Origin of the sequence: Streptomyces sp. (assembly GCF_050698815.1) — a bacterium.
Classification (GTDB): Bacteria; Actinomycetota; Actinomycetes; order Streptomycetales; family Streptomycetaceae; genus Streptomyces.
In genome coordinates this window covers 1-12,354 of sequence record NZ_JBOHCV010000011.1, presented here as the reverse complement: position 1 = coordinate 12,354, position 12,354 = coordinate 1, and the positions used below count along the sequence as shown (strand labels likewise).

10 protein-coding genes and 1 pseudogene are annotated in these 12,354 nt (G+C 71.4%); 7 read left to right on the top strand and 4 right to left on the bottom strand.

Going from position 1 to position 12,354, the window contains the following annotated elements:
- The coding region (locus tag ACRDP3_RS00330) for a hypothetical protein (RefSeq protein WP_431514738.1) at positions 1-387 on the top strand (387 nt) is incomplete at its 5' end.
- 62 nt (positions 388-449) lie between these two features.
- Here ACRDP3_RS00330 and ACRDP3_RS00325 read toward each other — a convergent pair.
- Positions 450-1,379 carry a fumarylacetoacetate hydrolase family protein gene (locus ACRDP3_RS00325; protein WP_431514737.1) on the bottom strand — a complete coding sequence of 310 codons (930 nt, stop codon included), beginning with the start codon at positions 1,377-1,379 and terminating at the stop codon, positions 450-452.
- Positions 1,380-1,553: 174 nt separating this feature from the next.
- Between ACRDP3_RS00325 and ACRDP3_RS00320 the strand changes: the two genes are divergently transcribed.
- Together ACRDP3_RS00320 and ACRDP3_RS00315 are read left to right on the top strand one after the other, a co-directional pair.
- Positions 1,554-2,894, top strand: a complete 1,341-nt coding sequence (locus ACRDP3_RS00320) for an enolase C-terminal domain-like protein (protein WP_431514736.1) — start codon at positions 1,554-1,556, stop codon at positions 2,892-2,894.
- A gap of 5 nt (positions 2,895-2,899) precedes the next feature.
- Positions 2,900-3,688, top strand: a complete 789-nt coding sequence (locus ACRDP3_RS00315) for a FadR/GntR family transcriptional regulator (RefSeq protein ID WP_431514735.1) — start codon at positions 2,900-2,902, stop codon at positions 3,686-3,688.
- A gap of 34 nt (positions 3,689-3,722) precedes the next feature.
- Here the strand turns inward: ACRDP3_RS00315 and fahA are convergent, their stop codons facing one another.
- Positions 3,723-4,952 (bottom strand): fumarylacetoacetase, encoded by a 1,230-nt coding sequence (fahA, locus tag ACRDP3_RS00310; RefSeq protein WP_431514739.1) that lies wholly within the window; start codon positions 4,950-4,952, stop codon positions 3,723-3,725.
- Between the two features lie 295 nt (positions 4,953-5,247).
- Between fahA and ACRDP3_RS00305 the strand changes: the two genes are divergently transcribed.
- The 4 genes from ACRDP3_RS00305 to ACRDP3_RS00290 all read left to right on the top strand — a co-directional run bounded on the left by ACRDP3_RS00305 (position 5,248) and on the right by ACRDP3_RS00290 (position 9,964).
- Positions 5,248-6,261, top strand: a complete 1,014-nt coding sequence (locus ACRDP3_RS00305; RefSeq protein WP_431514734.1) for a polyprenyl synthetase family protein — start codon at positions 5,248-5,250, stop codon at positions 6,259-6,261.
- Between the two features lie 286 nt (positions 6,262-6,547).
- Entirely contained in the window at positions 6,548-7,906 is a 1,359-nt protein-coding gene (locus tag ACRDP3_RS00300) for a LolA family protein (RefSeq protein WP_431514733.1), read from the top strand.
- A 170-nt stretch (positions 7,907-8,076) separates the two neighbouring features.
- Positions 8,077-9,069: an ATP-binding cassette domain-containing protein gene (locus tag ACRDP3_RS00295; protein ID WP_431514732.1), complete on the top strand. Its 993-nt coding sequence runs from the start codon at positions 8,077-8,079 to the stop codon at positions 9,067-9,069.
- Positions 9,056-9,964: an ABC transporter permease gene (locus tag ACRDP3_RS00290; RefSeq protein ID WP_431514731.1), complete on the top strand. Its 909-nt coding sequence runs from the start codon at positions 9,056-9,058 to the stop codon at positions 9,962-9,964. Before ACRDP3_RS00295 ends, ACRDP3_RS00290 begins: the two co-directional genes overlap by 14 nt.
- On the opposite strand, the pseudogene rarD reads toward ACRDP3_RS00290, so the two are convergent.
- Together rarD and ACRDP3_RS00280 are read right to left on the bottom strand one after the other, a co-directional pair.
- Positions 9,911-10,894: pseudogene (rarD, locus tag ACRDP3_RS00285) on the bottom strand (EamA family transporter RarD); the annotation flags it as partial. The gene ACRDP3_RS00290 and the pseudogene rarD sit on opposite strands and share 54 nt — an antisense overlap.
- A 133-nt stretch (positions 10,895-11,027) precedes the next feature.
- The coding region (locus ACRDP3_RS00280; RefSeq protein WP_431514730.1) for an alkaline phosphatase family protein at positions 11,028-12,354 on the bottom strand (1,327 nt) is incomplete at its 5' end.

Below are 12,354 nucleotides of genomic sequence, written 5' to 3'. Positions count from 1 at the left end.
GGAAAGCCGGAGTCGAAGCCGACGGCGGAGGAGACCGCCAAGACGCCCGCCAAGGACGGTCCCGGCACGCTGCCGGGCATCTGGCACACGAAGGTGGGCGGCAAGGAGTTCGTGCTGACCATCGCGGGCGACGCGGTCACGCTGCTGCGGGAGAAGACGAACTGCACCGGCCGCGTCATGGACGCCGGCCAGCCGGCGCTGACCCTCAAGTGCCCGGGCGGCACCGGTGAGGAGCGCACCAACGGCACCGTCGAGTCGCTCAAGGCCAAGTCGATGAAGGTGAGTTGGAACGGCGGCGCCACGGACGCCTACGTCAAGGTCGCCGAAGCTCCCAAGACGCTGCCCAAGGACCCGAAGGACATGGAGAAGCTGATCCCGGCAGGCTGAGTACGCGGGAACGCCGACACGTTCCGGGCACGGCGGAAACCGTGCCCGGAACGCGCTGAGAATTACTGACCACGGTGCCCGCGGCGCATCAACGGGTCGTCGATCGCTTCGACCAGCCAGTCCAGCCGGGCCTGGTCGCCCAGTACGGGGTTGGCCAGCACGCCGACGCCGTCCACGGCGATCTCCACGAAGTCCCCGGCGCGGAGCGTGAAGTCCAGGCCGGGCACGATGCCGGTGCCCGTGGAGAGCACGGCGCCGTCGGGGAATGGCTGGGCGTGCCAGAGGTGGTCGGCCAGGCCCCGCGGGTCGCGGTGGAACGCCACCGTGGAGGTCTCCCCCTCGAAGACGACGGCACCCTCCCGCCGGATGACGAGGCTGATCCACAGCGCGCCCGGCTCGTCGATCTCCCAGGCGGGCACGATGCCCGAGGAGACCGCTGCGCTCCCGCCGTAGACCTTCGCCTGCGGGAGATAGAGGGGGTTCTCGCCCTCGATCGAGCGGGAGCTGACGTCGTTGACGACCACGTAGCCCACCGTCTCGCCCTGCCGGTTGAGCACGAGGCCCAGCTCCGGCTCGGGGACGTCCAGCTCGGAGTCGTCCCGTACGGCGATCGGCTCGCCGTCGGTGACCACCCGCCAGGGCTGCGCCTTGAAGAAGAGTTCGGGGCGGTCGGCGTCGTAGATCCGCTCGTAGATGGAGCGTTCGGTGCTCTCGGCGACCCTGGCCTCACGGGAGCGCTCGTAGGTGACACCGGACGCCCACAGCTCCATCAGCCCGTCCAGCGGCGGCAGCAGCAGCACGCTCTCCTCGGCGAAGGCGGGCGGGCCGTCGACGGCGGTGCGTTCGACCAGGGAGCGAAGCTCGGCCGCGGTCAGCCGCAGCAGATCGGCGACGCGTGGCAGCCGGTCGAAGGCGCGGATCTGGCCGGCGCCGTCGGCGACGCCGGTACGGACGGTCCCGCTGTCGTCGGCGAAGCGCACGATGCGAGTCATCGCTACTCCTCGGGGCTGGAGACATCTGACCGCTGGAACCTAACTTCACCGACCTGACCTGGGCAAGGGTCCGGCGTCATCTCTGGCGGGAGCGCCAGACATCTGACATCTTGGCCCCAGCCCGTCTTGCCGGACAGCCGGGCCCAGCAGCCCCCGCAGGTACAGGAGTGCCCGATGACCGCCCGTATCGTCGACGTCGAGACGATCGACGTCCGCTTTCCCACCTCGCGCGCCCTCGACGGCTCCGACGCCATGAACGAAGCGCCGGACTACTCCGCCGCCTACGTGGTGCTGCACGTCGGCGGTGGCGACGACGGCGACAGCGGTGCGCAGGTGTCCGAGGGACACGGTTTCACGTTCACCATCGGACGGGGAAACGAACTGGCGGTCCAGGCGGCACAGGCGATCGGCGAACGCGCCCTCGGTCTGTCCGTCGCCGAGATCGCCGGTGACCTGGGCGGCTTCTCGCGCCACCTGCTGGGCGACAGCCAGCTGCGCTGGCTCGGCCCGGACAAGGGAGCGATCCACCTCGGCACGGCCGCCGTCGTCAACGCGGGCTGGGACCTGGCCGCCAAGCGGGCGGGCAAGCCGGTCTGGAAGCTGCTCGCCGACTTCACCCCGCGCCAGATCGTCGACCTGGTGGACTGGCGCTACCTGAAGGACGCACTCACGCCGGAGGCGGCACTGGAACTGCTGGAGTCACGGGTACCGGGCCGGGCCGGGCGCGAGGCGTACGTACGCGAGCACGGCTACCCCGCCTACACCACCAGCGCGGGCTGGCTCGGCTACGACGACGCGAAGCTCGCGCGGCTCTGCCGGGAGGCGGTGGAGCAGGGCTGGGACTCGGTCAAGCTGAAGGTGGGCGCGGACCTCGCCGACGATGTACGCCGCTGCCGCATCGCCCGCGAGATCATCGGTCCGGACCGGCGGCTGATGATCGACGCGAACCAGACCCTCGGCGTCGCGGAGGCGATCGAGTGGGCGGCGGCGCTGGCGGAGTTCGGCATCTGGTGGTTCGAGGAGCCGACCAGCCCGGACGACGTACTCGGCCACGCCGCCATCGCGCGGAGCATCAAGCCGACCCACGTGGCCACCGGCGAACACGCGCACAACGCCGTGATGTTCAAGCAGTTCCTGCAGGCGGAGGCGATCGGCATCTGCCAGATCGACGCCTGCCGGCTCGGCGGCGTCAACGAGGCGGTCGCCGCGCTGCTGCTGGCCGCCGCCCACGACGTGCCGGTCTGTCCGCACGCGGGCGGCGTCGGCCTGTGCGAGCTGGTGCAGCACCTGTCTGTCTTCGACTACGTGGCGGTCAGCGGCTCGATGGACGACCGCGTCATCGAGTACGTCGACCACCTGCACGAGCACTTCCACGACCCCGTACGCATCCGCGGCTCGCGCTACCTGGTGCCCGAGGCGCCCGGTTACAGCGCGCGGATCCGCCGCGAGACGCTGGCCGCACACCGCTACCCCGGCGGTCCCGTATGGAGCGGAACCGGCCGGGTGACATCCTGACCGGCATGTCGAGGACCACAACGACCCATACGGACGGGGACGGGGACGGTTCCGGTGCCGGCGCTGCCGGCAGAGTGGGCGGCGTCGGCAGCGTCGTGGACGTCGCGATCAGCCGGCTCAAGGAGCGCATCGAGACCGGCGAGTTCACCCCCGGCCACCGGCTGCCGCCGGAGTCGGTGCTCGCCGGCCAACTGGAACTGTCCCGGCCGTCCCTGCGCGAGGCCGTACGGGCACTCGCCATGGCCGGCGTGCTGGACGTGCGGCGCGGCGACGGCACCTTCGTCACCGACCTGCGTCCGGACCGGCTGCTCAGCGCCATCGGCAGCTTCCTCGACCTCGCCCAGGACACCGGCCTCGAGGAGATGCTCGAATGCCGCAAGGTGCTGGAGCCCGGTGCCACGGCGCTCGCCGCGACCCGGATCGACGACGCCGCACTCGACGGCCTGCTGCACCGGATCGAGCGGATGCGCACCCTCCAGGACGCCGGCGAACTGGTACGGGAGGACTTGGCCTTCCACGCCGACATCGCCGCCGCGACCGGCAACCGCACCCTGGAGTCCCTGGTCTCCTCGGTCAGCAACAGGACGGCCAGGGCCCGCGTCTGGCGCGCCCTGGTCAAGTCCGACGTCCTGTCCTGGACGCACCACCAGCACATGGACATCTACCGCGCCCTGCGCGCCCGCGACAGCCTCGCCGCACACGCGGCGGCGAGCCTGCACGTCAGCGATGTGGAGACGTGGGTGCGGGAGCGGCTGGACGCGGTACGCGAGGACCCCGCGGCCGGTCCGGGCTGACCCGGACCGGTCCGGAGCGGTCCGGAGGACCGGCTCAGCGACGCGCGGCGTGGATGCGGCCGGTCACCTCGCCCATGCCGATGCGGCCGGCCGGCCCCGGCGCCCAGGCGGTGAGCGTCACCTCGTCGCCGTCCTCCAGGAAGGCACGGGTGCCGTCCGGGAGTTCGAGGGGCTCCTTGCCGCCCCAGGTCAGCTCCAGCAGGCTGCCGCGCTGGGCGGGTTCGGGGCCGCTGACCGTGCCGGACGCGTAGAGGTCGCCGGTACGCAGGGAGGCGCCGTTGACCGTCATGTGGGCCAGCTGCTGTGCGGCCGTCCAGTACATCGCGGAGAACGGCGGCTCGGCGATCGTATGGCCGTTGAGTGCGACGGTGATACGCAGGTCGATGCCGCCGGGCTCCGGCTCGACCGCGTCGTCGAGGTAGGGGAGAAGGGGAACGTCGCGGGCGGGCGGTGCGGTACGGGCCGCGTCCAGGGCGTCGAGCGGGGTGATCCAGGGGGAGACGGAGGTCGCGAAGGACTTGCCGAGGAAGGGGCCCAGCGGCACGTACTCCCAGGCCTGGATGTCGCGCGCCGACCAGTCGTTGAGCAGCGTCACGCCGAAGACGTGGTCGCGGAAACCGGACATCGGCACCGGCTCCCCCTGCGCGCTCGGCGCGCCGACGACGAAGCCCACCTCCGCCTCGATGTCCAGGCGCCGGCTGGGCCCGAACAGCGGCGCGTCCTCGTGCGGCGGCTTGCGCTGGCCTTGGGGGCGCACGACGGGGGTGCCGGAGACGACGACGGTGCCCGCGCGGCCGTGGTAGCCGATGGGCAGGTGTTTCCAGTTGGGCGTCAGGGCGTCGCCGTCGGGGCGGAAGATCCGGCCGACGTTGGTGGCGTGGTGCTCGCTGGCGTAGAAGTCGACGTAGTCGGCGACCTCGAAGGGCATCCGAAGGGTCACCTCGGACAGCGGGCGCATGAACCGCTCGGCGGTCGCCCGGTGGGCGGGGCTGGTCAGCCAGTCGTGCAGCTGTGCGCGCACGGACTGCCACACGGAACGGCCCGCGGCCAGCAGCGGATTGAGCAGCGGGCGCTGGAGCAGATCGGCGTGCGGCGAGCCGAAGGCCTCGGCGGCGGGACCCACGTCCAGTACGGAGTCGCCGTACCGCACGACGATGCGCGGCCGGTCCGGGTCCTCGACGGTGGTGCCCAGGCCGTACGGCAGGTTGTCGGGGCCGAAGGGGTCGCCTACGGGCAGGTCGAGCGGGTGCGCGTCGGTGGTCATGCGGTGCGGTGCCTCACCTTCGAGATCGTCGCCGGTCACGGGCGAGCACAGCGTACGGCTCCGCCCCGTTGGTACCGCGCAGGGGTACCGCGTACGGTGCGGGGCTCGGGCTCCGCCCGACGATCCGGGCCCGGCCGTCGGGCCGGGGCCGTCCTCGCACCGGCGGGCCGCGCCTCGAAGCACCGGGCGCCGACAGGCGCCCATCGTGATCGCCGGAGGACCGGATACGCTGCCTGGAGAGGGTGACATCGAGATTTAACCGCTCATTCGTCGTACGCAGACAGGAGAACCTCTCGTGACCGTCGTCGGGCCCTTCGGACTGACCGTGCGGGACCAGGCTCTCGAAGCCGATGTCCAGGCAGGGTTGGCGGCTGTCGAAGAAGGTCTCTTCGAGGCCACGAAAAGCGACGTCCCGTTCATAACGGAGGCCGCGCAGCACCTGGTACGGGCGGGCGGGAAGCGATTCCGGCCGCTGCTGGTGATGCTCGGCGCGCAGTTCGGCGATCCGTACGCACCCGGCGTCGTGCCGTCGGCGGTCGTCGTGGAGCTGACGCATCTGGCGACGCTCTACCACGACGACGTGATGGACGAGGCCGACGTGCGGCGCGGCGTGCCCAGCGCCAACGTCAACTGGACCAACTCGGTGGCCGTGCTCACCGGCGACTTCCTCTTCGCGCGCGCCTCGCACATCCTCGCCGACCTGGGCCCGGAGGCCGTCCGTGTCCAGGCCGAGGCGTTCGAACGGCTGGTCACCGGCCAGATCCTGGAGACCGCGGGCCCGCGCGAGGACCGCGACCCGGTGCAGCACTATCTGGACGTCATCGGGGGCAAGACGGGCTCGCTGATCGCGGTCTCGGGGCGGTTCGGCGCGCTGATGGCGGGTGCGGACGAGAGCGTCGTCTCCATCCTCACCCAGTACGGGGAGCGGATCGGCACCGCGTTCCAGCTGGCCGACGACGTGCTCGACATCGCCAGCGATTCGCACGAGTCCGGCAAGACACCGGGCACCGATCTCCGGGAGGGCATTCCGACCCTTCCGGTGCTCCATCTGCGCGCGCGGGCGGCCTCGCCGGAGGGTACGGCCGAGGACCGGGCGCTGTGCGAGCTGCTGGACGGCGACCTGACCGACGACGCCCGTCACGCGGACGCGCTGGCGGGACTGCGGGCCCACCCGGCGCTGGAGCAGGCGCGCCGCGATACGGTCCGGTACGCGAGTGAGGCGCGCGAGATGCTCGCGCCGCTGCCCGACTGCGGGGCCAGGACGGCCCTTTCGGAACTGTGCGACGCCGTCGTCCACCGCACGGCCTGACCCCTCCGAGGCCAGAGCGGCCAAAGCGGCAGGTCCCCAGCCCGCGCGGCACGTACTCAGGGATCGCCCCCAAATGCGGCGACGCGGTCTCCTACTGAGGGAGTACGTGGAGTTGCCTCCACCGGCGGACGCGGGAAGCCCGTTCCTTTGGTGCTATGGACACACCACCCCGCACCATCCCCAGCGAATTCGGGGACAATGGCGGAGCAGGTGTGGGGTCTCCCCGCCGAAGGCAGGGGCCGGACGAGCGACAACCGCCACCGATCACGGAGGTAGGGCAGCCAACATGGCACAGATCCAACCGAGGAAGCCCGGCAGGAAGGCCGTCCGGTACGGCATACCGGCCGCGATCGCGGGAGTGGCCGCGGCGACCGTCGGGCTCGTACCCGCGCTCGCCAGCACCGGCGACCCCGACCTGCCGAAGATCTCGGCGAACGAACTGGTGGCCAAGATGGCCGCGTCGGACACGCAGCACATGTCCGGCACGGTGAAGATCAGCACTGATCTCGGACTGCCGGCGATGCCGGGCATGAGCGGCGGAAGCGGCAAGCACGGGGGCCTCTTCGGCGGAGGCCCGCACGGCGAGGACGGGCAGCGCGGCGAGAAGGGCGGAGGCGGGGACAAGGGTTCCACCGCCGCGCCCCAGGACAAGCTGATGGAGCTCGCCTCCGGCGAACACACCCTGCGCGTCGCGGCCGACGGCCCCGACAAGCAGCGTGTCTCGATCGTCGACGACGCTTCCGAGTACAGCTTCGTCCACAACGCCGACGAGGTGTGGGCGTACGACAGCGGGACCAACTCCGCCTACCACGCCACGGCTCCGAAGGGCGCCGGGAAGCACCACGGCGGGAAGCACGGGAAGCACCACGGCAAGAAGCACGGCATGAAGCAAGGCAAGGGGCTGGGGAACGTCACCCCGCAGGAGGCCGCCAAGCAGGCGCTCAAGGCCGTGGACGACACCACCTCGGTGTCCGTCGACGGCACGGCGAAGGTGGCCGGCCGGGACGCCTACCAGCTGGTGATCAAGCCGAAGGGTGCCCCCCACTCGACGGTCGAGTCGGTACGTATCGCCGTCGACGCGGACAACGGCACGCCGCTGAAGTTCACCCTGACCCCGAAGGGCGGCGGAAAGGCCGCGATCGACGCGGCCTACACCAAGGTCGACTTCGGCAAGCCGGCTGCCGGCACGTTCCGCTTCAAGCCGCCGAAGGGCGCGAAGGTCACCGAGCACGAGGCCGGCGACAAGGCGCACCATGAGAAGCACGGCAAGCACGGCAAGGCCGACCCTGAGAAGCACTTCAAGGGCTTGAAGGACTTCAAGGAGCTCAAGAAGTCGGGGAAGGGTGAACGCCCCGACATGTCCGGGCTGAACACGCTCGGTGAGGGCTGGGGCGCGGTCGCCGAACTCAAGGCGCCCGGGGGCGCGATGATGGGCGGCAAGCAGGGAGCCGAAGAGGGCACGGACTCGCCGCAGGCCAAGAAGCTGCTGAACAGCTTCACCGACGAGGTCAAGGGCGACTTCGGCACCGGGCGGGTCTTCAGCACCCGGCTGGTCAACGCCCTGATGACCGACGACGGAACGGTCTACGTCGGCGCGGTGAGCAAGGAAGGCCTGATCAAGGCCGCCGAAGCCGCAGCCAAGTAGGGCATAGGCCCTTGGTCCGGACCGGCCTTCGTCCGTCCCCACCGCCCATCGGAGCCGGGTGGTGGGGACGGGCGGCTACCGGACCGGTCCCGTCCACCGGACTCCACCCGACTCCACCGGCCCCACCGACCTCACCGGCTCCACCGACCTCACCGATAGCGGGGAGCATCATGGCCCAGTCGCCCGCCGGACCCGCCGGCGCTCACGTGATCGAGACGCGCGGGCTCAGCAAGCGCTACCGCGGCGGGCAACTGGCCGTCGACGGGCTCGACCTGGCCGTACCCCGCGGCAGCGTCTTCGGGTTCCTCGGGCCCAACGGCTCCGGCAAGACCACCACGATCCGCATGCTGCTGGGCCTCATCGAGGCGACCGACGGCAGCGCCCACCTGCTCGGTGAGCCGATGCCGCGAGCGGCCAAGCGGGTGCTGCCCCGGGTCGGTGCGCTCATCGAGGGGCCGGCGCTCTACGGCTTTCTCTCCGGCCGCGACAACCTGCACCGGTACGACGCCGCCGACCCGACGGCCGACCCCCGCACCCGCACGGCGCGGGTGGCCGGGGCGCTGGAGCGGGTCGGACTCTCGGCGGCCGCCGGCAAGAAGGCGAAGGCGTACTCGCTGGGCATGAAGCAGCGCCTCGGTATCGCCGCGGCCCTGCTCCAGCCGCGCGAGCTGCTGGTGCTCGACGAGCCGACCAACGGCCTCGACCCCCAGGGCATGCGCGAAATCCGCACGCTCGTACGCGCGTTGGCGGAGGACGGAACCACAGTCTTCCTCTCCTCCCACCTCCTCGACGAGATCGAGCAGGTCTGCTCCCATACGGCCGTGATGAACCGGGGCCGGCTGGTCACCCAGGGCACGGTGGCCGAGATGGCCGCGGGCGGCCACGTACAGGGCAGAAGGCTGACGGTGACCACCCCGGACGGCGCGGACGCGGTCCGGGTGCTGAAGGAGCACGGGGTGACCGACCTGTCGGTCACCGGGGACGAGGTCGCGGGCGAGCTTCCCGTGCCGGCGGCCGCGTCCGGCGCCCCCGAAGAACTCTCGGACCTCAACGCCGCGCTCGTCACCTCCGGCGTCCGCGTGCGGGCCTTCGGCGTCACCAAGATCTCGCTCGAAGACGTCTTCGTCTCACTCACCGGGGAGGGCTTCGATGTCGCAGGCTGAACTCGTCGCAGAGCAGGACCGCCAGGACCGTCAGGACCGGCAGCGCCACCGGCCGGGCGTGGCCGGGACCGTCACCCTCTTCCGCAGCGAACTGGTCACCACCTTCCGCCGCTGGCGCACCCTCGCGCTGCTGGGCGTGCTCGCGCTGATCCCGGTCCTGGTCGGCATCGCGGTCAGGATCGAGACGGGCGGCGGCGGTACGGCCGGGGGCGACGGAGGCGAGGGGCCGCCGTTCATCTCGCAGATCACCAACAACGGCCTGTTCCTGGTCTTCACCTCGCTCATGGTCACCCTGCCGTTCTTCCTCCCGATGACCGTGGGCGTCATCGCCGGCGACTCGGTGGCCGGCGAGGCGAACGCGGGCACCTTGCGCTATCTGCTGGTCGCCCCGGCGGGCCGGATCCGCCTGCTGTGCGTCAAGTACGCGAGCATCCTCGTCTTCTGTCTCGCCGCCACCCTCGTCGTCGCGTCCTTCGCCCTGGCCACGGGTGCGGTGCTCTTCCCCCTGGGCGACGTCACCCTGCTCTCCGGCACCACGGTCCCCTTCTCCGAGGGCCTGCTGCGCGCGCTCGCGATCGCCGCCGCGGTGGCGCTCTCACTGACGGGGCTGGCGGCCCTCGGCCTGTTCATCTCGACCCTGACCGACAGCGGCATCGCCGCCATGGCCGCCACCGTCGGATTGCTGCTCATGGTGCAGATCGTGGACACCATCCCGCAGCTGGACGCGGTTCACCCGTACCTCTTCACCCACCACTGGCTGAGCTTCGCCGACCTGCTCCGCGACCCCGTCTACTGGGACGAACTGGTCAAGAACTTCGGTCTCCAGGCGCTCTACGCGGGCGTCTTCGGCTCTGCCGCCTGGGCCCGCTTCACCACCCGCGACGTCACGGCTTAGGGCGGGCCCCTGGGCCTGGGTGCGGACGGCGCGGACGCGCGCGCGGCCACGCCGGGAGGTGCGCAGCGCGTCCCAGGTGAGTACCGAGAGGGCGGCCCAGACCAGCCCGAAGCCCGCCCAGCGCTCCGGCGGCATCTCCTCGTGGAAGGCCAGCAGACCGAGCACGAACATGAAGACCGGGGCCAGGTACTGCAGCAGGCCGATCGTGGAGAGCGGCAGCCGGACGGCCGCGCTGCCGAAGAAGATCAGCGGGACGGCGGTGACCAGGCCGGAGAGGGCGATCAGCAGGGCGTACCCGAGACCCTCGGTGGTGAAGCTGATCTCGCCGCTGCTACCGAGATAGACCAGGTAGCCGAGGGCGGGCAGGAACTGGACCGCGGTCTCCGCGCTGAAGCCGTCCACGCCGTCCAGTTGGATGCGCTTCTTGATGAGGCCGTAGGTGGCGAAGCAGAGGGCGAGGGCGATGGCGAGCCAGGGGACCTGGCCGTAGCCGATGCTCAGCACCGCCACCGCGAGCCCGCCGATGGCGACGGCCGTCCACTGGGCCGGCCGCAGCCGCTCGCGGAGCAGCAGGACACCGAAGGCGATGGAGATGAGGGGATTGATGAAGTAGCCCAGGGACGACTCGAGGACCTTCCCCACACTGACCGACCAGATGAACAGGCCCCAGTTGACGCCGATCGCCGCGGCGGCGAGGACGACGAGGCCGAGCTTCCGTGGCTGCCGCAGCAGCGGCCGTATCCAGGACCAGCGGCGCAGCACGAGCAGCAGCACCACGGCCGTGGGCAGCGACCACACCATGCGGTGCGCCAGCACCTCGCCGGGGGCGGTGCGCAGCAACAGATGCCAGTAGAGGGGCAGCAGGCCCCACAGGCCGTAGGCGGCGAAACCGTAGAGCAGGCCCGCGCGGTGCTCGCTGTGTGTCCCCACGGCGGGTTCCTCCTCGGTGCTGCTGTGCGTACGCGGCCTGCGCCTGATCGACGTTAACGCCGTTGACCTCGCCTGTCATTTCCGTTTCACATGACGGTCCTGTCGCCTCGCGCCTGGGTCCGGTGGCGTGCCGTCAGCGGCCGGCGGTCGTGGTGAAGGCGTCCGTGCGGGCGGTGCCGTCCCAGCCGCCGGACGGGGCGGACAGCCCGTACAGGGAGGCGAGGGTCGGCGCGACGTCGACCGTGCGGGCGGCGGCTCCGCTCACCACGCCGCGGCGTACGCGCTCCGAGCCGCCGGAGACGAAGAACGGGATCGGCAGGGTCGCCGGATGCCCGTGGTTGCCGGGGATCGGGTTGGAGACCGGGCGCGGATCGCTGAAGCGGTAGCCGGGCCGCACATAGGCGACGAGGTCACCGGCCTCCGCGCCGAGGCGCAGCTCCGCGGGGGTGTGCACCGAGAGCACGCCCTCCTGGGCGGCGGCGAGTTCGCGCATCCGTGCGACCGCGCCGGCCCGGGAGTTGTACGGGCCGGTCCAGTAGAGCAGGTCCGCTCCGCCGTTCTGGGCGATGACGTACTCGCCGTTGAGCTGCGGATCGGCGTCGAAAACCGGGGCCAGGGTGACCATCGCGGTGGGGACGGACCAGTCCATGGAGTGGTCGGCGAGTACGAGGACCACGCTCGTCGCCCAGCGGTCCGTCTGGACCAGGTGGTCGAGAACGCGCCCGATCTGGCGGTCGGTGTCGGCGAGCGCGCTCTTGCGGGCGGCCTCCACCGTGGTGCCGGTGACGTCACCGTGGCCGACCCGGTCCACGTCGCCGAAGTTCACGAACATCAAGTCCGGGTCGGAGCTGTCGACCATCGCGATGGCCGCGTCGGCGGTGAAGTGGTCCGGTGCGTGCTCGGTGCCCGGGACCAGCGGTTCGGGCTTCCACTGAGCATCGGCGCGGGTGCCGAAGATGCCGTGCAGATAGCGCTTCGACAGTACGGTGCCGCTGGTCAGCCCCCTCTTGCGGAGCAGTTCGAAGAGGGTCGTCGCCCGCAGATCGGCCGGCCGGTCCAGATCGCGTACGGCCCGCTCGGCCCGGTCGTACACGGAGTTCGCCGGCACTCCGGACCGGTCGGGGCGCACGCCCGACATCATCATCACGTGGTTGGGGATGGTCTCCATGACGGGCAGCGACTGCGCGGCGGGGTAGGTCGTCCCGGTGTCGCGCAGTTCGGACAGCCTCGGCATGAGCACGGGCCGTATCTCGTCGGGCCGGCAGCCGTCGACGACCAGCACGTAGGTGCGCAGCCGGGACCCGGACGGGCCGGCGGTGGCGGCGTCGACGGCGGCGCCACCGAGGATGACACCGCCCGCGCCGCCGGCGACGGTGGCGAGGAGTTTGCGGCGGGAGAGCGGGGACTGTGCGTGGCGGGACATCGGGGTCTCCGGGAGGGGTGCGGGGACGTCGTGGGGC

Coding starts and splice junctions, on each gene's coding strand:
- ACRDP3_RS00325 (WP_431514737.1), bottom strand. CDS start 1,379: ATGACTCGCATCGTGCGCTTCGCCGACGACAGCGGGACCGTCCGTACC.
- ACRDP3_RS00320 (WP_431514736.1), top strand. CDS start 1,554: ATGACCGCCCGTATCGTCGACGTCGAGACGATCGACGTCCGCTTTCCC.
- ACRDP3_RS00315 (WP_431514735.1), top strand. CDS start 2,900: ATGTCGAGGACCACAACGACCCATACGGACGGGGACGGGGACGGTTCC.
- fahA (WP_431514739.1), bottom strand. CDS start 4,952: ATGACCACCGACGCGCACCCGCTCGACCTGCCCGTAGGCGACCCCTTC.
- ACRDP3_RS00300 (WP_431514733.1), top strand. CDS start 6,548: ATGGCACAGATCCAACCGAGGAAGCCCGGCAGGAAGGCCGTCCGGTAC.
- ACRDP3_RS00295 (WP_431514732.1), top strand. CDS start 8,077: ATGGCCCAGTCGCCCGCCGGACCCGCCGGCGCTCACGTGATCGAGACG.
- ACRDP3_RS00290 (WP_431514731.1), top strand. CDS start 9,056: ATGTCGCAGGCTGAACTCGTCGCAGAGCAGGACCGCCAGGACCGTCAG.